Origin of the sequence: Hungatella effluvii, from assembly GCF_003201875.1 — a bacterium.
Classification (GTDB): Bacteria; Bacillota; Clostridia; order Lachnospirales; family Lachnospiraceae; genus Hungatella; species Hungatella effluvii.
In genome coordinates this window covers 281,749-304,167 of the sequence record NZ_QJKD01000006.1, presented here as the reverse complement: position 1 = coordinate 304,167, position 22,419 = coordinate 281,749, and the positions used below count along the sequence as shown (strand labels likewise).

The window sequence follows — 22,419 nt, the reverse complement described above, 5'->3', positions numbered from 1 at the left end:
TATATTTTGAATAGAAAGAAGGGAAAAAGTGGAAATACCTTTTTGGGAAGATAGTGGAAAATCTTATAGAAAAATCAAGTAATATAATTGATGTAGGATGCGGGGATGGTAAAAATTCATTATACCTTGCTGAACACGGGTTTAAGAGTATTGATGCATTTGATCTTTCGGAAAATGCAGTAAATAAATTGCGGCGTTTATCAATTAGTCGACAGCTAACTATTAACACATGGGTTGGCGACTTATGTAATTTTAAATTTACAAAAAAATATGGGCTGATCATGGCGTTTGGAATTTTACATTTCATAAGCAAAAGTGATTGGTATAATTTCATTATCAATGCTAAATGTGCCACCGCAATTGGCGGGATAAATATAATTCAATTATTAACTGATAAGATTCCTCCATCAATTGACATTGCACCTTATGCCATAGGATTAGCTGCTGATGGAGAAATAAGGGAATGTACCAAGACATCTTCATTCGTCAAATAAAATAATTGCTCGACGTATCAAATAAAACAATTAATACCATAAGGGAGTACAACTATGAAAAAAATCACATTAGGTATCGCAATACTATTATTTGCAATTGTGCTGGCGCTCTGTTCGTCCGGATTGGACTGGCTGATTCTTATTATGGGAGTGGCCGGGCTTCTATTTTCAATTGCCGGCTTTTTCGACAAATCAAACTGAGGAGGAGACGTATTATAGGTGATTATGTGGCTTACTATCCCCTGAAACCGGAAAATGAACTGCGTGACAATCGGTTTGCGGAGATATCCGGTCGCTGGCGGAGCAGGAAGAAGAACTTTACCGTATTGTAAAAGAAGAGGGAAATGAAAAGGGTGGGACTGATTGTGAATGACAAATTTATTTTAACCAACGAACAAAGAAAATATTTAGGTTTAAACCCCATCGAAAAGCATTGGGAAGTACTGGATATCAAAGGAACCTCCTATTATTTTGATGGAAATGTGATTAAAAAAGAGATTTCCTCCTCCGGCTGTCAGGAGGAAAATTTTCGGTACAGAGAATGCGAGCTGGATGTTGAAACGGCGGAAAACAGAACGGTGGTTTTGCCGAAGACTGCGAAGGGAAAGCCGAAGAAATTAAATTTTACGGCAACCCAGTCCTTTCGGCCTGTGGATGTCTATTTTTCCTATGAGGGAGGTTGGATCACGATTGCCAGTTATACGACACAAAAGACTTTTTATTCCGAAGAAGCAGGGAGTGAAGAGAGTGGTGCGGTGTTGGAAAACTGGCTGGAAAACTGGATCAGGGAAACGACGCAGGCGGATTTCGCAGAACTGGAAACCTTTAAAAACGAAAAAAGAGTGCATCAGAGCTATAAAGAAGGCGATATTTTTGCTTTTAAAATCGGAAGAAGGCAGTATGGCTTTGGAAAGATTTTAATCGATATCGTGAAGCGGAGGAAGACGGAGGAGTTTAAACAAAACAAAAATTACGGTCTCGCAAATTTAATGGGAACGGCGCTGGTGGTAAAAGTTTACCATAAAATCAGTGACAGCATGGAGGTGAATCTGGATGAATTAGAACAGGGGCTGTCTCTGCCGCCGCAGGCTATCATGGACAACCGTATTTATTATGGTGAGTATAAGATCATCGGAAACCGGGCGGTTACATATCGGGATTTGGACGACGGTCCCATATCGACGAGTAAAAGCATCAATTATCAGGATCGGGAGACTGCATATCTTCAATACGGTTTTATATACAGAGAACTGTCGCTTTTTGAATATAAGATGTATGAAGATGAGGGGTGGTACCATACCGATTACAGGGATGAAGGAATTGGTTTTTCTTTAAATTTAGATCATCTGGAGGAATGCATCACAGCGCATTCCAATGAACCTTATTACGGCAGCGATGTCAGGAATGGTGTCAGGGGGAGACTCAGTCATCCATTAAACAAAAAGGATAAGAAGGCAATTTTTGAAGCCTTTGGTTTAGATGGGAATCTGGATTATGAGGGGAATTTGAAATTACACAGAGCCTCAAAAGAATAAGCGCTTTGATGCTTTCACAGTGAAATTATGGCAGTCAGACAGGCTGCAGCGTTTTTCTGCGGGACATGCAGCCTGATTATTAACAGCAAGCCCGTGCACGGCCTGCGTATCGTTTGGAGTCTTATCTGCTTTTCATAGCCTTGATCAGTGCCAACAGTGCGGACTTTTCATTCTGCGTCAGCCCGGACAGATCCAGACTGTCCTTTTGATCTACGCCTAAGAGGTAATCCGTGGATACTTTAAAAATCTGTGCAATGTGAATTAAAACATCGTAAGACGGCAGGCGCAGACCGGTTTCGTAGGCGCTGATTACGGATTTTGTCAGTCCTAATTTCTGGGATAATTGGGCTTGTGTCATTTTTTCGTGTAATCGTAATGTTTTTAAGGTGTTTCCAAAGTCAACCATATCAATTCTCCTTTTTTCAGTAGTTTACTACATATGGTATGTTTATATGGTGGATTAAATATTCATATAGTTGACCGAATTTAAGAAAAGCTGTATACTTTTTATACCAGGAGCCGGCCGTGATAAGATAATTGACAATGGAGGGGGAGTACATACAGTGATAAAAAAGCAAATTTATAATTTAGAATTTACCGAAGAAGAATTACAGATGATCTATATGGTTTTCAGCAAGCTGGAGAATAAATGTTTTGCAAAGTGGCGTTCCATGTGGCCGGATGACGGCGAAAGAGCAAGCGCAGAATGCACAAAGCAATGGCTGATGCTGGGGAAAGTGGAGAGTATAAAGGACCGTGTGGCCAAGCCGCTGGGGTTGAGCGTCCGGAAAGAATTATAGAATGGTATCGTAGAACCGTATCGCGTTTAAAGTAAAAGGGAATCTGCTGCATTCGGCGGGTCCCCTTTTTTAATAGAAAAAAGGACCAAAAATAACGCAGATACGTTATTTTTAGTCCGATTCCCTGCCAAGGGTGTAGTGCCGGCTGCGGGACTTGAACCCGCACGGTGTTGCCACCAATGGATTTTGAGTCCACCTCGTCTGCCATTCCGACAAGCCGGCGTAACAATCACAGCGTTGATTATTTTATCACAGGATTTTCCATTTGGCAAGTGTTTTTTATGATTATTAAATTGAAAATGGTGGAAATATATTGTATGATAGATAGAGATTTGTGGAAGGAGGTGTCCGGAGGTGACATGTAAAGAAGCGGAAAGCCTTGTAATGCCTTATATTAAGAACGAACTGACTGATGAAGAACTCTTTGAATTTCTGGAGCATATTGAACATTGCCCGGAATGCAGGGAAGAGCTGGAGATATATTTTACTGTTGACGTGGGAATCCGGCAGTTGGACTCCGAGACGGGCAATTATAACATCAAGGGAGCGCTTGAGACAGCGATCGAACAGTCCAGGGAAAGACTGGAAGCAGCTCGGCTCGTTAAGATCGTGCGCTATGCGGTATCCACACTCAGCGTTATGGCATTAATTATTACGGTCCTTCTGCAGTGCCGTATCTGGCTGCAGTCGGGACTCATCTGACAGGAGAGAACATGGACAAAGAGAAAATAGTATTAATAGACGGACACAGCATCATGAGCAGGGCATTCTACGGAGTTCCTGAGCTGACAAATTCAGAGGGGCTCCATACCAACGCCGTATACGGATTTTTGAACATTATGTTTAAGATTCTGGAAGAAGAGCAGGCAGACCATGTGGCGGTGGCCTTTGACCGGAAGGAACCCACATTCCGCCATAAGATGTTCGAACCGTATAAGGGAACGCGAAAACCTATGCCGGAGGAGCTTCACGAGCAGGTGGATTTGATGAAAGAAGTCCTCGGTGCCATGGAGGTGCCCATCCTTACGCTGGCAGGTTACGAGGCTGATGATATTCTGGGAACTGTGGCGAAAGAAAGCCAGGCGAAGGGCGTGGAGGTGGTCGTGGTATCAGGTGACCGTGATCTGCTCCAGCTGGCCGACGAGCATATCAAGATCCGAATTCCCAAGACCAGCAGGGGCGGTACGGAGATTAAAGACTACTATCCGGAGGATGTGAAGAATGAGTACCATGTGACTCCAACGGAATTTATCGATATGAAGGCCCTGATGGGAGATTCCTCCGACAACATTCCCGGAGTACCGTCCATCGGAGAGAAGACGGCCGCTGCCATTATAGAGGCATACGGAAGTATTGAGAACGCTTACGCCCATATAGAGGAGATCAAACCGCCAAGAGCGAAGAAGTCACTGGAAGAGAATTACAGTCTTGCACAGCTGAGCAAGGAGCTGGCAACGATCAATATAAACTGCGGAATAGAATTTTCCTATGACGATGCCAAAGCGGACAACTTATATACACCGGCCGCTTACCAGTATATGAAGCGTCTGGAGTTTAAATCACTCCTTTCCCGTTTCTCGGATACACCGGTGGAGAGTCCGTCGGCGGAGGCACATTTTCAGATGGTCACCGATTTTGGAGAAGCAGAAGCCATCTTTGCCGCCTGCAAAGCCGGGGCGAAGATTGGCCTGGAACTTGTGACCCTGGACCATGAGCTGACTGCCATGGCGCTCTGCACAGGAGAGGAAGCCACCTACTGTTTCGTCCCCCAGGGCTTTATGCGGGCGGAATATCTGGTGGAAAAGGCAAGGGATTTGTGCAGATCATGCGAACGGGTATCTGTGCTCAAGCTAAAGCCGCTGCTTCCATTTTTGAAAGCCGAATCAGACAGCCCGCTGTTTGACGCCAGTGTGGCTGGTTACCTCTTAAATCCGCTTAAGGATACGTATGATTACGATGATCTTGCCCGTGATTATCTGGGCATGACCGTCCCGTCCAGAGCCGATTTATTAGGAAAACAGACGATTAAAAAGGCGCTTGAGAGCGATGAGAAGAAGGCGTTTACGTGCATCTGCTACATGGGCTATATCGCCTTTATGAGTGCGGACCGTCTGACCGAGGAGCTTAAGAAGGCCGAGATGTACAGCCTCTTTACCGATATTGAGATGCCGCTGATCTACAGCCTTTTCCACATGGAGCAGGTGGGAATCAAGGCGGAGAGAGAGCGGCTGAAGGAGTACGGAGACCGCTTAAAGGTGCAGATTGTCGCGCTGGAGCAGAAGATTTATGAGGAAACAGGGGAAACCTTTAATATCAATTCTCCCAAGCAGCTGGGCGAGGTTCTGTTTGACCATATGAAGCTGCCCAATGGGAAAAAGACGAAATCCGGTTATTCCACGGCAGCCGATGTGCTGGACAAACTGGCTCCCGATTATCCGGTGGTACAGATGATTCTCGACTACCGTCAGCTCACCAAGCTGAATTCCACCTATGCGGAAGGTCTGGCCGTCTATATCGGGCCGGATGAGAGAATTCACGGGACTTTTAACCAGACCATCACGGCTACGGGAAGAATCAGCAGTACGGAGCCGAACCTTCAGAACATCCCGGTTCGTATGGAGCTGGGACGTGAAATTCGGAAGATATTCGTGCCGGAGGATGGCTGTGTCTTCATCGACGCCGACTATTCCCAGATCGAGCTTCGTGTCCTGGCGCATATGTCTGGAGATGAGAGGCTGATCGGAGCCTACCGCCATGCGGATGACATTCATGCCATCACGGCTTCCGAGGTCTTCCATACGCCTCTGGACGAGGTGACGCCGCTGCAGAGAAGAAATGCCAAGGCGGTAAATTTCGGAATCGTGTACGGTATCAGCTCCTTCGGACTGAGCGAGGGCTTAAGCATATCCAGGAAAGAGGCGACGGAGTATATCAATAAGTATTTTGAGACGTATCCGGGCGTTAAGGAATTCTTAGACAGGCTTGTGGCAGACGCCAAAGAGACCGGCTATGCGGTCAGCATGTTTGGCAGAAGGCGTCCGGTGCCGGAACTGAAATCTACTAATTTTATGCAGCGCTCCTTCGGCGAGCGTGTGGCCATGAACTCCCCGATTCAGGGAACGGCGGCCGACATCATGAAGATCGCAATGATACGTGTGGATCGTGCATTGAAGGCGAAAGGCCTTAAATCGCGCATTGTTTTACAGGTTCACGATGAGCTTCTGATCGAGACGCAGAAGGACGAAGTGGAAGCGGTAAAGGCGCTTTTGGTGGACGAGATGAAGCATGCAGCGGATTTATCAGTTTCTCTTGAGGTGGAAGCGAACGTCGGAGATTCCTGGTTTGACGCCAAATAGGACCAGGGCGTGTATTTGCCTTACAGGAGAGAGGGAGAAAAAGTGAGAGTGATAGGACTGACAGGTGGAGTCGGCGCCGGGAAGAGCCGGATTCTCGATATCCTGCAGACAGAGTACGGAGCAGAAATTATTGTCGCCGATCAGGTGGCGCATGAGCTGATGGAACCGGGGCACGAGGGCTACGAGATGGTCGTCCGCGCCCTGGGGAACAGCTTCTTAAAACCGGATGGCACCATTGACCGTCCGCTGCTTTCCGCACTCATTTTTCATGACCAAAATGCGCTTGAGACGATGAACGGAATCATCCATCCGATGGTGTGGAAAACGATCAAAGATAAAATTTCTTCTTCACAAGCGGACTTAATTGTGGTAGAATCTGCAATTATGGGCAGGGAACAGGATGACATCTACGATGAAATGTGGTATGTTTATACATCGGAAGAGAATCGCATCAGGCGCCTGAAAGAAAACAGGGGATACAGCAGAGAGCGTTCCCTAAGCATCATGAAGAATCAGCTGTCGGATGAGGAATTCCGGGAACTGGCGGACCGGGTGATTGATAACAACGGGACCGTGGAAGAGGTAAAAGCCGGGCTGGAGGCCCTATTGAAAGATAAAGGACGGAAAACATGAGACTGGTAAGTATAGCGAGCGGAAGCAGCGGAAACTGCATCTATGTTGGTTCGGACAACTCCCATATTCTGGTGGATGCAGGCATCAACAATAAGAGGATTGAGCAGGGCCTAAATGAAATTGGTTTAAAAGGCAGCGAGCTCGACGGAATCGTCATCACGCACGAGCATTCTGATCATACAAAGGGACTGGGAGTCCTGGCAAGAAAGTATGGTGTTCCTCTCTATGGGACAAAGGAAACGCTGGAGGAGGTATCGAAGCAGAAGTATCTGGGAGAGTATCCCAGAGATCTGTACCATCCGATCTGTCCGGATGTGGACTTCTTTGTCGGCGATCTGGAGGTAAAGCCTTTCTCGATCGATCACGACGCGGCAAATCCGGTGGCATACCGGATCCAGCATGACCACAAATCAGTGGCGGTGGCAACGGACATGGGGCACTATGACCAGTACATAATCGATCATTTACAGGGACTCGATGCGCTTTTGCTGGAATCAAACCACGATGTCAACATGCTGCAGGCAGGACCTTATCCTTACTACCTGAAGCGCCGTATTTTAGGGGATCACGGCCATCTCTCCAACGAGAACGCCGGACGCCTTCTGTGCTGCATTCTGCACGATAATTTAAAACGGATTCTGCTTGGCCATTTAAGCAAGGAAAATAATTATGAAGAGCTGGCTTACGAGACCGTAAAGCTGGAGATTACAGACGGAGATAATCCATTTAAGGCGTCCGATTTTTCGATCGCGGTTGCGGGAAGAGACAGGATGTCGGAAATTATCACTATATAAAAGAGGAGAAAAAGCAGCATGAAGAAAACCATTATCACAGTAGTTGGAAAAGACACCGTAGGGATCATTGCAAAAATTTGCACATACCTGGCGAACAACCGGGTGAATATCCTGGATATCTCACAGACCATCGTACAGGATTTCTTTAATATGATGATGATTGTCGACACGAACGACGCCACAAAACCTTTTGGAGAGCTTGCCGATGAACTGGAACAGATCGGAGACGAGATCGGTGTTAAGGTAAAATGCCAGCGCGAGGATATTTTTACTAAGATGCATCGTATCTGACAGCAGCGAAAAAGAAAAAGGATGGTCATTGATATGTTGAATATGTTTGAAGTAAATGAAACAAATAAAATGATAGAACAGGAGAAGCTGGATGTCAGAACGATTACCCTGGGTATCAGCCTTCTGGACTGCAGCGACAGCGATTTAGATGCGGTCAATGAGAAGGTCTATAACAAGATCACCACTACAGCTAAAAATCTCGTCGCAGTCGGCAGAGAGATTGAGCGCGATTTCGGCATCCCGATCGTAAATAAGAGAATTTCCGTTACCCCCATCGCCATGGTTGGCGCGGCGGCCTGCAAGAGTCCGGAGGACTATGTGACCATTGCAAAGACCCTCGACCGGGCGGCTCACGAGGTTGGTGTAAACTTTATTGGCGGTTATTCCGCTCTGGTGAGCAAGGGTATGACCGATGCGGACGAAAGGCTGATTCGTTCCATTCCGCAGGCGCTTGCCGTTACGGAGCGCGTGTGCAGCTCTGTCAACGTGGGTTCCACAAAGACGGGCATCAACATGGATGCCGTGAAGCTGATGGGCGAGATCGTGCTGGCGACGGCGGAAGCGACGAAGGAGTCTGATTCTCTGGGCTGCGCCAAACTGGTCGTCTTCTGTAATGCGCCTGACGACAATCCGTTTATGGCGGGCGCGTTCCACGGCGTGACGGAGGCCGAGTCCATCATCAACGTGGGCGTCAGCGGACCGGGGGTTGTAAAGACGGCCATCGAGACGGCGAGAGGAAAGGATTTTGAGGTCCTCTGTGAGACTATCAAGAAGACGGCGTTTAAGATCACGAGAGTCGGACAGCTGGTGGCTCAGGAGGCCTCCAGACGCTTAAATATCCCGTTCGGCATCATTGATCTGTCCCTTGCTCCGACTCCGGCTGTCGGCGACAGTGTCGCTGAGATTCTGGAAGAGATCGGTCTGGAGCGTGTAGGCGCTCCGGGAACGACGGCGGCTCTCGCCATGTTAAACGATCAGGTGAAGAAGGGCGGCGTCATGGCTTCCTCCTATGTAGGCGGCTTAAGCGGTGCATTTATCCCGGTCAGCGAGGACCAGGGGATGATCGATGCGGTTTCCATGGGAGCCCTGACGATCGAAAAGCTGGAAGCGATGACGTGTGTCTGCTCCGTAGGCCTCGATATGATTGCGATCCCAGGCGATACGCCTTCGACGACCATAGCAGGAATTATTGCGGATGAGGCGGCTATCGGTATGATCAACCAGAAGACGACTGCTGTCAGACTTATACCGGTGATAGGAAAGACCATTGGGGATACGGTGGAATTCGGCGGTCTGCTTGGCTACGCCCCGGTTATGCCGGTCAATCCCTATTCCTGTGAGAAGTTCGTAACCCGCGGAGGCAGAATTCCGGCCCCGATCCACAGCTTTAAAAATTAGGATTAAAAAAGATAGGCCCAGATGAACGAACACCCATCTGGGCCGTACTTGAAGTAACAGTTCAGACGGCGTAAAAATCAGTGCAAAGGCGGGCGTTAAGCTTGCTTATAAGACCGTTTTTGCACTGATTTTTACATCGGATGAACATCCGATGCTTCTTGACCGGCTTTTTCGGTCAAGAAGATGAGCCATCTGAACTGTTACTATTTGACAGAGAAGAGAAATTGGGAGGAAGATCGGATGAGACTGTATCTGATTCGTCATGGCCGCCAGTGCAGCCAGCTGTGCAACGTCAATGTGGATTTGGCTTTAGAGGGCTTCCGACAGGCGGAGCTTTTGGGAGAACGTCTGGCAGGAGAGAAGATTGAAGCTGTATACTCCAGCCATTTGCTGCGGGCGTTTCAGACTGCGGAGACGGCAAACCGCTTCTGGAATGTGGAACACATTGTAAAGGAGGAGCTGCGCGAGATCTCCTTCGGCGAGATGGAAGGAATGTGCGACGAGGATATTGCGGTAAAATTTGCTGCATTTAAGAAGGAACAGGAAAAGATGGAAGCCGACTTGCCGTATCCGGGCGGAGAGTGCGCGGGAGACGTGATCCGGCGGGTGATGCCGGTATTTCATGAGATTGCTGAGAGAGGTTATCAGACGGTTGCGGTAGTCACTCACGGCGGTGTAATCCGAAGCATGACCTCCGCATTTTTAGGCATGGAACCGGCCAGATACCGGCTGCTCGGCAATTCACTGGAAAACTGCAGCATTACCGAGGTGGCCTATAACCCGGGCAATACGCGCTTTACCGTGGAACGTTTTAATGATTACGCGCATTTGGAGCCGCATCCGGAGCTCTTAAGAAGCAGCTGGGTATCGGCAGAGAATTAAGAGAACAGGGGAATATTTTATGGAGCAGAGCAGTATGGTTCTGGAAAAAAGAGAAGAGGTTAAGAAGATCTTTGAGGACTTTTTAGACGACAGTCTGCTCAGGATAATCCTGAGCAATCCGGCCTTTAAGGACGGGGCAGGCCCATGCAAAGCACTGAAGGTCCGGGTGCGCCCGGTTATGCTGAAAGGCGGTATGGTTTTCCAGGCGGAAGAACTGACGGAGAAACAGGCATTTCACCGAAATCTGACGAGGGAAGAAGGCGTATCCTACTTGCTGGGACTGATGGAGAGCGGTTTTAAGCAGGCAGAGGTGGAATCATCCAGAGGACAGGCCCGTGTGTTGGTTGGCAAGAAAGGGACTGTCACGATTAAAGTTAAGAAAAATCAGCAGAAAATGGTGGCGGCTCCGAACGTGGCCTCCCACAACCGGCAGAAGCGCTATATCCTGGAGGAAGGAAAGCCTGTTGCATTTCTGGAGGACTTAGGCGTCATGACAGCCGATGGAAAAGTCGTCCGTTCCCGCTACGATAAGTTCCGCCAGATCAACCGTTTTCTGGAATTTATTGAGGACATTCTCCCAAGACTGGACAAGAGCAGGGAAAATGTAATCATCGATTTTGGATGCGGAAAATCATACCTGACATTTGCCATGTATTATTATCTCCATGAGCTGAAGGGCTATGAGGTGCGCATTATCGGACTGGACTTAAAGCAGGACGTGATCGACCACTGCAACCGCCTAAGCGTGGCTTATGGCTTCGACAAGCTGAAGTTTTATCACGGCGATATTGCTTCCTACGACGGCGTGGACCATGTGGACATGGTAGTGACGCTTCACGCCTGCGACACGGCTACGGATTACGCCCTGGAAAAGGCGGTAAAATGGGATGCCTCAGTGATTCTCTCCGTCCCCTGCTGTCAGCATGAGCTGAATAAACAGATGGACAACGAGCTGCTGCGCCCGGTGCTCCAGTACGGGCTGATCAAGGAGCGTATGGCAGCCTTATACACCGATGCCCTCCGGGCGGAGATCCTGGAAAACAGGGGCTACCGGACTCAAATCCTGGAATTTATCGATATGGAACACACTCCGAAAAACATTCTGATCCGCGCGGTGAAACAGGGCGGGCCGAAGGACAACCGGAAAGAGATCGAGGATATCCTGCAGTTTTTGGGGACGGAACAGACGTTGGCCGGGCTGCTGCTGGAAGATAAAACCCGGGTTGGAATTACGGAAATCTGAATGGCATTTTCTCTTTGACTGTGGTATGATAGAGAAAATTATAGGAAGGAGTAAAATTATGCCATTTATTAATTCCAAGGTAAGTGTGCCGCTTACAGAAAGTGAGAAGGAAACGCTGAAGGGTAAGCTGGGACAGGCAATATCCCTGATTCCGGGGAAATCAGAAAGCTGGCTGATGGTTGGCTTTGAGGACAATTATTCTCTTTATTTCAAGGGGAAGAATGATACGAAACTGGCTTATGTGGAGGTGAAGATTTTCGGCGGAACTACGGATGAAGCTTACGATAAGCTTACGGCCAGACTGTGTCAGATTTATGAGGAGGTGCTGGGAATTCCTCAGGATAAGATTTACATCAAATACGAGGAAGTGGAACACTGGGGCTGGAACGGCGCCAATTTCTAGGAGGAAAAACCTATGGAATTGTGGGATGTTTACGACGAGAACAGGAAACTGACCGGAAATACACATGAGCGGGGCGTGCCGCTGGGACCTGGGGAGTACCATATAATAGCCGATGTCTGGACCGTGAACCAGAGATCGGAGATACTGCTCACCAGAAGGCACCCGGATAAGCCGTACGGCCTTTTGTGGGAGTGTACCGGAGGATCTGTGCTGACGGGTGAGAACAGCGTGGAAGGGGCGCTCCGTGAGCTCTCAGAGGAAGTCGGAATCCACGCGTCAAAAGACGAGCTTCATCTGATCCACTCCATCTGTTTAAAGGAGCGGTTTGTGGATACATACATTACCCGCCAGAATGTGAATCTGGAAGATTTAAAGCTTCAGGCAGAGGAAGTGGTGGATGCGAAGTTTGTCGTGTTTGATGAGCTGATGGAGATGTGGCGTCAGGGAATCGTGGTTCCGAAATCCAGGTTTCTGCTCTATAAAGATAAGATAGAGAGTTTCATCCGGCCGTCATGACTTCATGACGACCGAATGCGTATATTCATTTTTCAAATGCGTATGATATTTTCCGGAAACGACGGCCTGGTAGAGGTGGGAGCAGAACAGATCCTTCTGAAACATCTCCCACGCCGTTCCTTCCAGAAGATTGCCGGCGTCGGCCGTTTTCGTGATGAGAGGGATGGTCCCTCTTTTTTTGATGTCTGAAAGGACCGCGGAAGCACCGCGGTGAAAGCCGAGGACACGGGCGTAAGGCGCGTAATCTGCGGCGCGGCCGGCCATAATCTCCTGATCCGTGATGCCGAGCAGAAGATGAAGCAGGGCGCGGCTGATTCTGGTATAGGTGTACTGCCGGGTCTTCAGCTCGCCTATCCGGTCTTCAAAGGAAGAGAAGGAGAGAAGTTCCTTCCTGATTCTGGCCGCCAGGTCGTCCGAGACATCGAGATACTGCTCAAGGGGATCTGATGCCGCCGTCATGCGCAGCAGCGCCGTATTAAGCAGCGTCGAGAAATCATTTAAAAAGACCGGATAAGCCGGTTCCAGGAAGTGTCCGGCAAATGATGGCATGCCCTGGAGAACAGATGCGGGAAGCCACTCGCCGCCGTTTGATGCGTTTGCTTCCAGTTCTTTTCGAATTGCGGAGGCGGAGCAGAAGACATCGGAAAATCCGGTGTCGTGATATCCGCTTCCCTGACGCAGGACCGTGATTGGCCGGATCGGGCTTTTTCGTCTTATGAGGGCCTTTGCATATTCGATTCCCAATATGTTGTTGGGAGAATCCAGGAGCTCTTTATCGAAGTCGCCGGTTAAAGAGAGTGCATGCGCCCGCGCCTGGGGCCAGGTGAAGCCTTTTTTAAGTTGTTCCTTCAGTGCCGCCGTATAAAGGTCCGGTTCTGAGGCTAAAATAGAAGCAGCACGGGAAATTTCTTCCATATTGCCGCATTCGCTTCCAAAACAGACGGAACCGACAACACCCAGGCGGTCCAGGAGCGCAATCCCGCAGGCCGCGAAATCTTCCGCACTGCTGGCGGCGAAGATGGACGGCATCTCCAGTACCAGATCAGCACCGGCTTCCAGAGCCATGGCTGTTCTTGTGTATTTGTCGAAAATCGCCGGGGCGCCTCTCTGAACAAAGTCACCACTCATGACGGCGATACAGTATTTCGCGCCGGCCAGTTCTTTGGCTTTTTGTATGTGCCAGGCATGTCCCTTGTGGAGCGGATTGTATTCCGCTATAATGCCGACGATGTAAGCATTTTCATTTTTCGTCATAAATTACGTCCTTTTTTTGCTGTTTTCCACTCTATTATGCAATTGTTTCATAAAAAATGCAAATTATTTCGAGACAGCACTTGAAAATTTTAATCAAAGCACATAGAATAGAATCAGAATTGTAATATTCATTCATATTATTAAAAAGAACAGGAGAGAATATAGGTATGAAATTCTTGGTAGAAACTTCAGCGCGTCATGTACATTTAACTCAGGAACATCTTGAGATTTTATTTGGTAAGGGATATGAACTCACAAGAAAGAAAGATTTATCCCAGCCAGGACAGTATGCATGCGAAGAGAGAGTTACCATTGTAGGTTCCAAAAAAGAATTAGCCGGCGTATCCATCTTAGGACCGGTCAGAAAGGCAACTCAGGTAGAGCTTTCGTTAACGGATGCCCGTGCGATTGGCGTGGCTGCGCCGATCAAGGAATCCGGAGACATCGCTGGAAGCGGAGCATGTAAGATCGTCGGACCGTGCGGAGAGATCGAGATCGCAGAGGGCGTAATCGCTGCAAAGCGTCATATTCATGCAACCAACGCAGATGCCGAGGCACTGGGCGTTAAGAACGGTGACATTGTATCCGTTAAGGTTGATACAGACGGCAGGAGCCTTGTATTCGGCGACGTAGTAGTTCGTGTAAGCGACAGCTATGCGCTGGCTATGCATATTGACACGGATGAATCCAATGCCGCTGCCTGTGGCAGAGAACAGTACGGCGAAATTGTAAAATAATAAAAGGAGAAATACTGTAAAATGAAGATTTTAGTTATCAACTGTGGAAGTTCTTCCTTAAAATATCAGTTAATCGATATGGAGAACGAAGAGGTTTTAGCAAAAGGATTGTGTGAAAGAATCGGTATCGAAGGCTCCAATTTATCCCACAAGGCAGCAGGCAAGGAAGAACTGGAAGTTAAGAAAGAGATGCCGAATCACACGGTAGCGATCAAGATGGTCATGGATGCTCTGGTAGACCCGGAATACGGCGTGATCAAAGATACCAGCGAAATCTCGGCAGTAGGACACCGCGTACTGCACGCAGGAACTGTCTACAGTGACTCCATCATTGTAAATGAAGATGTAAAGAACGTAATCCGCGACTGCTTCGATTTAGGACCTCTTCACAACCCTGCAAACTTAATGGGTATTGAAGCGTGTGAAGAAGCAATGCCGGGAACACCGAACGTAGCCGTATTTGATACTGCATTCGGTATGAAGATGCCGGAGAAGGCAAGCTTATATGCGATTCCTTATGAGTATTATGAGAAGTACAGCATCCGCCGTTACGGCTTCCACGGGACAAGCCACAGCTACGTATCCAAAGAAGCGATCAAGTACTGTGAATTAGATCCTGAGACAGCAAAAGTTATTGTCTGCCATTTAGGAAACGGCGCCAGCGTATCTGCTTCCATCGGTGGCAAGTGCGTTGATACCAGCATGGGATTAACTCCGTTAGAGGGCCTGATCATGGGTACCAGAAGCGGTGATATCGATCCGGCTGTTGTTCAGTTTATCTGCAACAAAGAGGGCAAGGATGTCAATGAAGTGCTGAATATTCTGAATAAGAAATCCGGTATTCTCGGAATGTCCGGCGGCGTTTCCAGCGATTTCAGAGACGTGCAGAAAGCACAGGGCGAAGGCAATCACAAAGCAGATGTAGCGATTCAGGCATTTATCTACCGTGTGGCCAAATACATCGGCGCATATGTAGCCGCTATGAACGGCGTTGACGCCATCGTATTTACCGCGGGTGTCGGTGAAAACGATAAACCGATCAGAGGCGCTGTATGCGAATATCTGGGATATCTCGGCATCGAAATCGATCCTGAGATCAACAAGGCAAGAGGCAAGAGAGTAACCATCTCCACTCCGGAATCCAAGGTAAAAGTATGCGTGATCCCGACCAACGAGGAGCTGTCCATTGCCAGAGAAACATTAGCTCTTGTGAAATAACTGGTTGTTTAATATTGGAAATATTTTGTTGACAAATGATGCGCGTCTGTGTATAATAGCATAGGTGCGTATTAATGGAGATTAATATGCTTATTAATTTGTCAGAGTTGTTTACCCTGGAAGGGAAAGAGAAAACTTATACACCCGATATTGAAATGGACATCTATCATTGCCCTAACGGCGATTACGAGGTGGCCTCCAAGGAAAAGGTGGTTCTGCGAATTATGAATCTGGGTGACCGGAAGCTGGAAGTTGAGGGGAAGGCAAAGCTTACTCTGAAAGTTCCGTGTGACCGCTGCCTTGATCCGGTGGAAGTACCGTTGGAATTTGATATTATCCGCACTCTGGATTTGAATGAATCCGAGGAAGAGCGTGTAGAAGATCTCGATGAACAACCATATTTAAGTGGTTATAATCTGGATGTGGACCAGTTGGTTTGTGATGAACTCATACTGAATCTGCCTATGAAGGTTCTCTGCAGTGAAGACTGTAAGGGGATTTGTAATAGATGTGGAACAAATCTCAACCATGAGACTTGCGACTGCGATACAAGGTCTTTGGACCCCAGAATGGCGGTCATCCAGGATATTTTTAAACAGTTTAAGGAGGTGTAACCATGTCTATCTGTCCAAAGAACAAATCTTCTAAAGCTAGAAGAGACAAACGTAGAGCAAACTGGAAGATGAGTGCTCCGAACTTAGTTAAGTGCAGCAAGTGCGGCGAACTTATGATGCCTCATAGAGTTTGCAAGGCTTGCGGTTCTTATAACAAGAAAGAAATCATCAGCGTTGAAGACTAATTTTCAACAATCTCTATGACATGAACATGAAGTACAATGAAGCCCCCCGGAGGATTTCCTCCGGGGGGCTTTGCTTGTGAATGGCGTGATGTGATTCCATCGGCCGGACAATCAGAAGTATTTTCCCAGTCCGTTTTCATCAGTACTATTTTTTCCCAACTATCATTTCACTGGATATTTTTAAGCAATTGTGGTATTCTATTCTTAGCAAGAACATATGTTTGTATCGGAGGCTTCCAGCTATGAAAACATCTGAAAATCGAATTTATGCGGCCATTGACTTAAAGTCGTTTTACGCCTCTGTGGAATGCATCGAACGCGGGCTTGATCCGCTGACCACCAACCTTGTCGTGGCAGATGCAAGCCGGACGAGCAAGACGATCTGTCTCGCTGTTTCCCCGGCACTCAAGTCCTATGGCATTCCGGGGCGTGCCAGATTGTTTGAAGTGATTCAGAAGGTGAAAGAGGCGAACACGGGACGGAGGCAAAGGGCCCCAGGATTCCGTTTTTCCGGGTCCTCTGTGAATGACCGGGATTTAAAGGCGAATCCGGGCCTTTCCATCGACTATATCGCCGCGGCGCCCCGTATGGCGCTGTATATGGAATACAGTACAAGGATTTATAATATTTATCTGCGCTATATTGCGCCGGAAGATATCCACGTTTATTCCATCGATGAGGTGTTCGTGGATGTGACCGACTATCTGCATACCTATAGGCTTACGGCTCGGGAGCTTGTCAGAAGGATGGTCATGGATGTGTTAAAGGAGACCGGTATTACGGCCACGGCAGGCATAGGGACGAACCTGTACTTAGGGAAAGTCGCCATGGACATCGTAGCCAAACACATCGCGCCGGATGAGAATGGGGTGAGAATCGCGGAACTGGACGAGGATTCCTATCGCCGTATATTATGGACGCACAGACCGCTTACGGATTTTTGGCGAATAGGGAGGGGGTATGCCAAGAAGCTGGAGGCCGCCGGTTTGTATACCATGGGGGACATTGCCAGATGCTCCCTTGGGAAACCTGCGGATTACCATAATGAGGAGCTGCTCTACAAGCTGTTCGGCATCAACGCAGAGCTTCTCATAGACCATGCATGGGGCTGGGAGCCCTGTACGATGGCAGACGTAAAGGCCTATAAACCGGAGACGAACAGCACCGGCTCCGGCCAGGTGCTGCAGTGTCCCTACGACTATGCGAAAGCGAGACTGATCGTCCAGGAGATGACAGATCTGCTGGTGCTGGATTTGGTGGATAAGGGCCTTGTAACAGATCAGGTGGTGCTGACTGTGGGCTACGACATCGAGAATCTGACGAGGCCTGAGATCAGTAAAAAGTATAAGGGCGCCGTCACCACAGACCACTACGGCCGCAGGGTTCCGAAACACGCCCATGGAACGGTGAATCTAAACCGGCAGACTTCTTCCACAAAACTGATCATGGACGCGGCCATGGATCTGTACGACAGGATCGTCGATCAGGAGCTGCTGATCCGCAGGATTTATATTACCGTGAATCATGTGGTGGAGGAAAGCAGTATTTCAAGGCAGGAGAACTTTGAACAGATGGACCTGTTTACCGATTACGAGGCTCTTCAAAAGCAGAAGGAACTGGAAGAAAAGGAGCTGGAACGGGAAAGACAGCTTCAGAAGGCTGTCCTGGATATTAAGAAGAAATTCGGAAAAAATGCCCTCCTGAAAGGTATGAACCTTGAAGAGGGGGCCATGACAATCGAACGCAACCACCAGATCGGCGGTCATAAGGCGTAATTTTACAGGAGGTATCCATGCAGAGAGAGACGGATCGACCAGATCGCTATGACGACATCATTCATTTGCCTCACCATGTTTCCACAGCGCATCCCAGCATAGCGGTATCTGACCGCGCGGCACAGTTTTCTCCGTTTGCGGCCCTGACCGGCCATGATGCGGCCATTCAGGAAACGGCACGGCTGACAGACCAGAAGATTGAACTTGATGATAACAGCAAGGAGATCCTGAATGATAAACTACTGCTGTTGATAGAAAAAATAAAGGAACAGCCAGCCGTAACGGTCATCTTTTTCGTTGCAGACGAGAGAAAAGCCGGCGGTTCCTACGTCACTGTCCATGGCCGTGTCAGGAAAGTGGATCGTTACAGGGACGTGCTGATTATGCTGGAGGGAACGGTAATTCCCCTCGATGATATTGTTGAAATAGAGGGCGAGGCGTTGTGCCCTGTGGACTTTAGATTTTATTGATAAATTCTATCAGCGTTTCAAGCCGACCATGGAACATTCCTTTTATGAATATGAAACAGTTCCGGCCTTTGCGTGTAAATAAATGCCGCAGCGCCAATGAGAACCATGGCACATTTTCCTGTCACAGACGAGAGCGGCATGGAAAACGTGGGATCCAGGTATTCCAGTGTCAGCGGGTACTGCGAGAAAAGAGCGCCGCTGTAGAGATCGAGGCTGTCGGGAAGCGGGAGAAAGCCTATCCCGAATACCAGCGCCATCATTGGGAAAAGCAGGGAGGCGTGAATCTGTCCCGCCAGCAGACCGATTCCCAGCAGAAGGATCATCGGAGGCAGGACCGCCGCCAGCGCTGGCGCCACGTACTCACCGACAGGGACGTCCCTGCCGAATAAGGCCAGCAGGAATCCAACTCCCAGGGCGGCCAGAAGAAGCACCAGCAAAAGCCAGGCAGCGGCAGCGGCACCGCATTTTACGAGCCGGTATACGCCCGGATTCTGCGCAGCCGTGGTGGTCAGCACACCGGTGCGGAGAGCCGTATTGCTGCACTGATTCCACACAAGGAACAGCAGGGCCACGCAGAGCAGGGGCAGAAGCTGTGACAGATAGCTGCCAAAACTCCAGGGGGAAAAGGGAGCGGTATGGGCTGTGCCCAGAATCGTTGTGGTATTTAATATCTGCCATCCATACCAGATGGCTACGGCGCTTAAGCCGAGGTAAAATTTGCTGAACACCATACGGCGCAGCTCATATCGGAATATCTTATTCACGTTCCACCTCCCCTTTCTTTAAGCCACAGGCATCTAAAAAATCCTTCAGCGTGATCATATCGGACGTTCCGGAGGCCTGCCTGGTGTAGAGTTCCGACCATATTTCATCGATTTTCTGCGGACCTGCCTTCTCGGCGGCGCGGTAGATCATCAGGGCGTTGCCGTCATACCAGTTGGCGCTGCTTCTGGAGGCCAGAACCTCATTTGAGTAGCGTTTGGGAAGGCGGTCTAAGTATTCCGGATGGCGCTGATAAAAGGAGGCGTGCTGGTCCTCCATGACAGCCTTCCATTTGTCTGTATAGTTTTCCCGGGCATAGTCTTCGCCCATGATTTCACTCATAAGACGGTAGGTGGTATAGACGGTGATTCCCTCGTCATTCCAGTCCTCGTCCTCCGGATCGTACAGCGTTGCGCCTAAGCCCCACCACTGGTGGATGATTTCATGGGCCAGGACCTCGGCACTGGCCGGTCCTTTGTCCGGATTGCCCAGATTCTCGTCGCTGAAGTACGTTTCCCCCATGCCGCTGATGCTGCGGTTAGCAAAACCGCCGAACTGAAATGCAGTCAGCTGGACGATCTTAAACGGTTTGTCTTCGGTAAAGGAACGGGGACCATAGTGACTGGTGCAGTAGGCGATCGCCTGTTCCATCAGCTCCAGGGCTCCGTTTTCCAGACGTGACTGGTATTTTTTGCTGTAGTAAAACTGGATAGGCATACCGCTGCCTGTAGCCAGCTCTTTATAGACATAGTCTCCGGCAAACAGCTGTATCCGCTCGGTTCCCTGATCGGTAATCGCCCAGCTGACGGTCCCGTCACGGTTATCGGAAAGCTGCTTTGGGGAACCGGTAGAGACGGGAGTCATGGCAGCCGGCAGCGTGATGGTTAAGGTGACCGGAGTATCTTCATCTTTCACGGGAGCGCAGCCAGCTACCGTAGGAGCGAGATGGTGGCTTGCAAGATAAATGCCTCTGCTGCTGATGTAGTTTCCGGACAGCTCCCGTTCCTGCGCATTCCAGATGCGGGGCATGCCTCCGTATGTAATCACAAGGCTGATTTCCTCATCCGCAGGCAGCGTACACCGCAGCTCTCTGGAAGCGATATAGTCATTTTTCAGATCTTCGAAAGGAAGCGGCTCCCCATTTGCAGTGATGGAACGGACACGATAGCCGCTGTTTAAATTGAAGTAAAGCTCCTGTGGACTGCCGGAATTGTTGCGAATCTGCCAGGAGGCCTCCCCCGATAGAGTCCCCATCAGGAAGCTGTCGATGGTCACGTTCAGGGATGTACTCTCTGTGGTCAGATGTTCATGAAACCGATCGGCCGTCTCCATGGAAATCCAGTCGTCGGGACAGTGGTCTATAAAGGGCTGTCTGTTCCATAAAACAGCGCCCAGAAACAGAAGCAGTATGGAAATAATGGGGAGTACCGGTCTTTTGATTCTGTGAATCAGGGAACCGGCCGCCCCTTTTCCGTACTGCCGGACGAACAGAAGAGAGAGAAGCCAGCCGCCGCCCAGCAGGCACAGCCAGACCAGACGGCTGTAGAACGCGGTGCGCCATACGACAGCGCTCCCGAAGGCGTCGGACAGGGTGGAAACCAGAGGAATATTCCAGTGAGCGAGAAAGTACTGGCTGCACCAGCGGCTGCGCGAAAAGATCACAGCGGCCAGCAGTGCAAGAACGCTCACATCCAGCCGTCCGGTTATCTGAATCGCCATGGCGGCAGCCAGAGTCCCCATAACAGGACCTGACAGCAGAAACAAAAGAACGGCCAGCCAGTAATCTGTGAAGGAGAACACGATATTTAATTTCCACATGGTGTACGGAAGGTAGAGAATCCCCACAGCCAGGGACGTCAGAACAGCCAGACTCAAAACAGCCAGCAGCCGTATGGCGTGCATCTTCACAGGCGGGATAATCGTCTCTATGAGGGCTGCGGTGCCGCTGCGGGCGGGCTGATCCAGAGCCGCAAGAATCAGCAGGGCGAAGAGAAGCGTCCCGACCATTCCGCCGGTCAGCATCGGATTCGCCAGATAGAGCGCGCCCATGGAATCTCCGAAGGTTGGCTGATAAAAGGAATAGCCGGCAATGGGGGCCAGCGCAGTCAGTGTTGCGGCCAGCCAGGCCAGACGGTTACGCATGAGACGGCCAAATTCCACGCGAAAGAGTGAAGGTGCATTCATATTATTGCCCCTCCTTCGTGATGAGGTAGAGATAAGCGTCCTCCAGTGTGGGTTCTGCCGCCTCGGCCTCCGGTGGAAGATTCTTTGCCACGCCGCGGCAGAGCACCCCTCTTGCCGTATTGATCCGGGATGTGATGTGAAGGCCGGAATCTCTGCGTATACTGGCATCTTCAAGAAACACGCCCACATGCCCGGAAGCCTGGCGGATCAGCTCCTCCGGAGTACCTGTGAAAAGGATTCGGCCATGGTTGATGATGATGAGGCGGTTGCACACAGACTGTACATCGTCGATGATATGAGTGGACAGCAGCACCAGCCTGTTCTGTGCCGTTTCCGAAAATAAGTTCCGAAAGCGAATACGTTCCTCGGGATCCAGACCTACGGTAGGCTCATCGAATATCAGGAATTCAGGCATTCCCAACAGAGCCTGTGCGATTCCTACCCGCTGGCGCTGTCCGCCGGACAGAGTCCGTATACGGGTTTTGCGCAGCTCCTTTAAGCCGGTGGCAGCGAGCGCCTCGTCAATAGCTGTTCTGCTGTCAGAACAGCCCTTGAGAGCAGCCATATAGTCCAGAAACTGCCAGACCGTAAGCTCGTCGTAAAGTCCGAAATGCTGGGGCAGGCAGCCGAGTTTTGCCTTTAAAGCTCTTTCACATTTCACCAGGGGCTCGCCGTCAACGGTTATACTTCCCGAGGACGGCAGAAGCCCTGCAACCAGCAGCTTCATCAGCGTTGATTTTCCGGCGCCGTTGGGGCCGAGCAGGCCGATGAGGCTTGGACTCTCCATCGTCAGGCTGATATCGTGAAGCGCCTGTTTTCCTGTTGGATAGATCATATTTACGTGTTCAATATTTATCCGCATATTGTTTTTCCTC

At 49.4% G+C, this 22,419-nt stretch carries 25 protein-coding genes and 1 tRNA gene; 20 read left to right on the top strand and 6 right to left on the bottom strand.

Features of this window, described 5'->3' with window-relative positions; genetic code table 11:
- The first annotated feature begins 53 nt into the window (after positions 1-53).
- From DFR60_RS13795 to DFR60_RS13790, 3 genes are all read left to right on the top strand, one after another.
- Entirely contained in the window at positions 54-494 is a 441-nt protein-coding gene (locus DFR60_RS13795; protein ID WP_167437594.1) for a class I SAM-dependent methyltransferase, read from the top strand.
- 54 nt (positions 495-548) lie between these two features.
- Complete coding sequence (locus tag DFR60_RS30410; RefSeq protein WP_167437593.1) at positions 549-695, top strand: hypothetical protein; 147 nt, start codon at positions 549-551, stop codon at positions 693-695.
- A 143-nt stretch (positions 696-838) separates the two neighbouring features.
- Positions 839-2,029, top strand: coding sequence for an immunity 26/phosphotriesterase HocA family protein (locus tag DFR60_RS13790; protein WP_207659533.1), 1,191 nt, complete (start codon positions 839-841; stop codon positions 2,027-2,029).
- Between the two features lie 121 nt (positions 2,030-2,150).
- Here DFR60_RS13790 and DFR60_RS13785 read toward each other — a convergent pair whose 3' ends face one another.
- Positions 2,151-2,435: a helix-turn-helix domain-containing protein gene (locus DFR60_RS13785; RefSeq protein ID WP_110323392.1), complete on the bottom strand. Its 285-nt coding sequence runs from the start codon at positions 2,433-2,435 to the stop codon at positions 2,151-2,153.
- A 157-nt stretch (positions 2,436-2,592) separates the two neighbouring features.
- Between DFR60_RS13785 and DFR60_RS13780 the strand changes: the two genes are divergently transcribed.
- Complete coding sequence (locus DFR60_RS13780; RefSeq protein ID WP_002604264.1) at positions 2,593-2,829, top strand: hypothetical protein; 237 nt, start codon at positions 2,593-2,595, stop codon at positions 2,827-2,829.
- A gap of 139 nt (positions 2,830-2,968) precedes the next feature.
- Here the strand turns inward: DFR60_RS13780 and DFR60_RS13775 are convergent.
- Positions 2,969-3,051: transfer RNA gene (locus DFR60_RS13775), tRNA-Leu, on the bottom strand.
- 132 nt (positions 3,052-3,183) lie between these two features.
- Between DFR60_RS13775 and DFR60_RS13770 the strand changes: the two genes are divergently transcribed.
- The 10 genes from DFR60_RS13770 to DFR60_RS13725 all read left to right on the top strand — a co-directional run bounded on the left by DFR60_RS13770 (position 3,184) and on the right by DFR60_RS13725 (position 12,345).
- Positions 3,184-3,531, top strand: coding sequence for an anti-sigma factor family protein (locus tag DFR60_RS13770; RefSeq protein WP_110323391.1), 348 nt, complete (start codon positions 3,184-3,186; stop codon positions 3,529-3,531).
- Positions 3,532-3,542: 11 nt separating this feature from the next.
- Positions 3,543-6,185, top strand: a complete 2,643-nt coding sequence (gene polA / locus DFR60_RS13765) for a DNA polymerase I (RefSeq protein ID WP_110323390.1) — start codon at positions 3,543-3,545, stop codon at positions 6,183-6,185.
- A gap of 42 nt (positions 6,186-6,227) precedes the next feature.
- Positions 6,228-6,818: a dephospho-CoA kinase gene (gene coaE, locus DFR60_RS13760; protein ID WP_110323389.1), complete on the top strand. Its 591-nt coding sequence runs from the start codon at positions 6,228-6,230 to the stop codon at positions 6,816-6,818.
- Positions 6,815-7,612 carry an MBL fold metallo-hydrolase gene (locus tag DFR60_RS13755; RefSeq protein WP_110323388.1) on the top strand — a complete coding sequence of 266 codons (798 nt, stop codon included), beginning with the start codon at positions 6,815-6,817 and terminating at the stop codon, positions 7,610-7,612. The genes coaE and DFR60_RS13755 overlap by 4 nt, the downstream gene beginning before the upstream one ends.
- Before the next feature lie 18 nt (positions 7,613-7,630).
- Complete coding sequence (locus DFR60_RS13750) at positions 7,631-7,903, top strand: ACT domain-containing protein (protein WP_002604259.1); 273 nt, start codon at positions 7,631-7,633, stop codon at positions 7,901-7,903.
- Between the two features lie 33 nt (positions 7,904-7,936).
- Positions 7,937-9,301 (top strand): PFL family protein, encoded by a 1,365-nt coding sequence (locus DFR60_RS13745; RefSeq protein ID WP_110323387.1) that lies wholly within the window; start codon positions 7,937-7,939, stop codon positions 9,299-9,301.
- Positions 9,302-9,541: 240 nt separating this feature from the next.
- Entirely contained in the window at positions 9,542-10,183 is a 642-nt protein-coding gene (locus DFR60_RS13740) for a histidine phosphatase family protein (protein WP_110323386.1), read from the top strand.
- A 19-nt stretch (positions 10,184-10,202) separates the two neighbouring features.
- A complete protein-coding gene (locus DFR60_RS13735) occupies positions 10,203-11,426 on the top strand; it encodes a class I SAM-dependent methyltransferase (protein WP_341457953.1) in 1,224 nt (407 codons plus the stop codon).
- A 58-nt stretch (positions 11,427-11,484) separates the two neighbouring features.
- Positions 11,485-11,829: a phenylpyruvate tautomerase MIF-related protein gene (locus DFR60_RS13730; protein WP_110323385.1), complete on the top strand. Its 345-nt coding sequence runs from the start codon at positions 11,485-11,487 to the stop codon at positions 11,827-11,829.
- 12 nt (positions 11,830-11,841) lie between these two features.
- A complete protein-coding gene (locus DFR60_RS13725; RefSeq protein WP_110323384.1) occupies positions 11,842-12,345 on the top strand; it encodes an NUDIX hydrolase in 504 nt (167 codons plus the stop codon).
- Here the strand turns inward: DFR60_RS13725 and DFR60_RS13720 are convergent.
- Positions 12,340-13,599 (bottom strand): nucleotidyltransferase, encoded by a 1,260-nt coding sequence (locus DFR60_RS13720; protein ID WP_110323383.1) that lies wholly within the window; start codon positions 13,597-13,599, stop codon positions 12,340-12,342. The two genes, DFR60_RS13725 and DFR60_RS13720, sit on opposite strands and share 6 nt — an antisense overlap.
- Positions 13,600-13,766: 167 nt before the next feature.
- On the opposite strand from DFR60_RS13720, the gene pduL reads away from it, so the two are divergent.
- From pduL to DFR60_RS13690, 6 genes are all read left to right on the top strand, one after another.
- Positions 13,767-14,336, top strand: a complete 570-nt coding sequence (gene pduL / locus DFR60_RS13715; protein WP_002604252.1) for a phosphate propanoyltransferase — start codon at positions 13,767-13,769, stop codon at positions 14,334-14,336.
- Between the two features lie 21 nt (positions 14,337-14,357).
- Entirely contained in the window at positions 14,358-15,554 is a 1,197-nt protein-coding gene (locus DFR60_RS13710) for an acetate/propionate family kinase (RefSeq protein ID WP_110323382.1), read from the top strand.
- Positions 15,555-15,640: 86 nt separating this feature from the next.
- Complete coding sequence (locus DFR60_RS13705; RefSeq protein WP_110323381.1) at positions 15,641-16,168, top strand: YceD family protein; 528 nt, start codon at positions 15,641-15,643, stop codon at positions 16,166-16,168.
- A gap of 2 nt (positions 16,169-16,170) precedes the next feature.
- Positions 16,171-16,353, top strand: coding sequence for a 50S ribosomal protein L32 (gene rpmF, locus DFR60_RS13700; protein WP_002604249.1), 183 nt, complete (start codon positions 16,171-16,173; stop codon positions 16,351-16,353).
- Positions 16,354-16,595: 242 nt separating this feature from the next.
- Complete coding sequence (locus DFR60_RS13695) at positions 16,596-18,128, top strand: Y-family DNA polymerase (RefSeq protein ID WP_110323380.1); 1,533 nt, start codon at positions 16,596-16,598, stop codon at positions 18,126-18,128.
- A gap of 17 nt (positions 18,129-18,145) precedes the next feature.
- The gene (locus tag DFR60_RS13690; RefSeq protein ID WP_110323379.1) at positions 18,146-18,598 is read left to right on the top strand and encodes a hypothetical protein; all 453 of its coding nucleotides are present in this window, start codon (positions 18,146-18,148) and stop codon (positions 18,596-18,598) included.
- 17 nt (positions 18,599-18,615) lie between these two features.
- Here the strand turns inward: DFR60_RS13690 and DFR60_RS13685 are convergent, their stop codons facing one another.
- The 3 genes from DFR60_RS13685 to DFR60_RS13675 are packed head-to-tail and all read right to left on the bottom strand — an operon-like array spanning position 18,616 to position 22,406.
- On the bottom strand, positions 18,616-19,362 hold the full coding sequence (locus DFR60_RS13685) for a hypothetical protein (RefSeq protein WP_110323378.1): 747 nt from the start codon (positions 19,360-19,362) through the stop codon (positions 18,616-18,618).
- A complete protein-coding gene (locus DFR60_RS13680; RefSeq protein ID WP_110323377.1) occupies positions 19,355-21,544 on the bottom strand; it encodes a M1 family aminopeptidase in 2,190 nt (729 codons plus the stop codon). The genes DFR60_RS13685 and DFR60_RS13680 overlap by 8 nt, the downstream gene beginning before the upstream one ends.
- A gap of 1 nt (position 21,545) precedes the next feature.
- The gene (locus DFR60_RS13675; protein WP_110323376.1) at positions 21,546-22,406 is read right to left on the bottom strand and encodes an ABC transporter ATP-binding protein; all 861 of its coding nucleotides are present in this window, start codon (positions 22,404-22,406) and stop codon (positions 21,546-21,548) included.
- Positions 22,407-22,419: the final 13 nt, after the last annotated feature.

Bases quoted from the DNA above. Each gene is read 5' to 3' on its own strand.
- DFR60_RS13675 (WP_110323376.1), bottom strand. From the start codon at position 22,406: ATGCGGATAAATATTGAACACGTAAATATGATCTATCCAACAGGAAAA.
- DFR60_RS13730 (WP_110323385.1), top strand. From the start codon at position 11,485: ATGCCATTTATTAATTCCAAGGTAAGTGTGCCGCTTACAGAAAGTGAG.
- polA (WP_110323390.1), top strand. From the start codon at position 3,543: ATGGACAAAGAGAAAATAGTATTAATAGACGGACACAGCATCATGAGC.
- DFR60_RS13695 (WP_110323380.1), top strand. From the start codon at position 16,596: ATGAAAACATCTGAAAATCGAATTTATGCGGCCATTGACTTAAAGTCG.
- DFR60_RS13785 (WP_110323392.1), bottom strand. From the start codon at position 2,435: ATGGTTGACTTTGGAAACACCTTAAAAACATTACGATTACACGAAAAA.
- DFR60_RS13745 (WP_110323387.1), top strand. From the start codon at position 7,937: ATGTTGAATATGTTTGAAGTAAATGAAACAAATAAAATGATAGAACAG.
- DFR60_RS13705 (WP_110323381.1), top strand. From the start codon at position 15,641: ATGCTTATTAATTTGTCAGAGTTGTTTACCCTGGAAGGGAAAGAGAAA.
- DFR60_RS13740 (WP_110323386.1), top strand. From the start codon at position 9,542: ATGAGACTGTATCTGATTCGTCATGGCCGCCAGTGCAGCCAGCTGTGC.
- rpmF (WP_002604249.1), top strand. From the start codon at position 16,171: ATGTCTATCTGTCCAAAGAACAAATCTTCTAAAGCTAGAAGAGACAAA.
- DFR60_RS13725 (WP_110323384.1), top strand. From the start codon at position 11,842: ATGGAATTGTGGGATGTTTACGACGAGAACAGGAAACTGACCGGAAAT.
- DFR60_RS13735 (WP_341457953.1), top strand. From the start codon at position 10,203: ATGGAGCAGAGCAGTATGGTTCTGGAAAAAAGAGAAGAGGTTAAGAAG.
- DFR60_RS13690 (WP_110323379.1), top strand. From the start codon at position 18,146: ATGCAGAGAGAGACGGATCGACCAGATCGCTATGACGACATCATTCAT.
- DFR60_RS13710 (WP_110323382.1), top strand. From the start codon at position 14,358: ATGAAGATTTTAGTTATCAACTGTGGAAGTTCTTCCTTAAAATATCAG.
- DFR60_RS13755 (WP_110323388.1), top strand. From the start codon at position 6,815: ATGAGACTGGTAAGTATAGCGAGCGGAAGCAGCGGAAACTGCATCTAT.
- DFR60_RS13720 (WP_110323383.1), bottom strand. From the start codon at position 13,599: ATGACGAAAAATGAAAATGCTTACATCGTCGGCATTATAGCGGAATAC.
- pduL (WP_002604252.1), top strand. From the start codon at position 13,767: ATGAAATTCTTGGTAGAAACTTCAGCGCGTCATGTACATTTAACTCAG.
- DFR60_RS13790 (WP_207659533.1), top strand. From the start codon at position 839: ATGAAAAGGGTGGGACTGATTGTGAATGACAAATTTATTTTAACCAAC.
- DFR60_RS30410 (WP_167437593.1), top strand. From the start codon at position 549: ATGAAAAAAATCACATTAGGTATCGCAATACTATTATTTGCAATTGTG.
- DFR60_RS13680 (WP_110323377.1), bottom strand. From the start codon at position 21,544: ATGAATGCACCTTCACTCTTTCGCGTGGAATTTGGCCGTCTCATGCGT.
- DFR60_RS13750 (WP_002604259.1), top strand. From the start codon at position 7,631: ATGAAGAAAACCATTATCACAGTAGTTGGAAAAGACACCGTAGGGATC.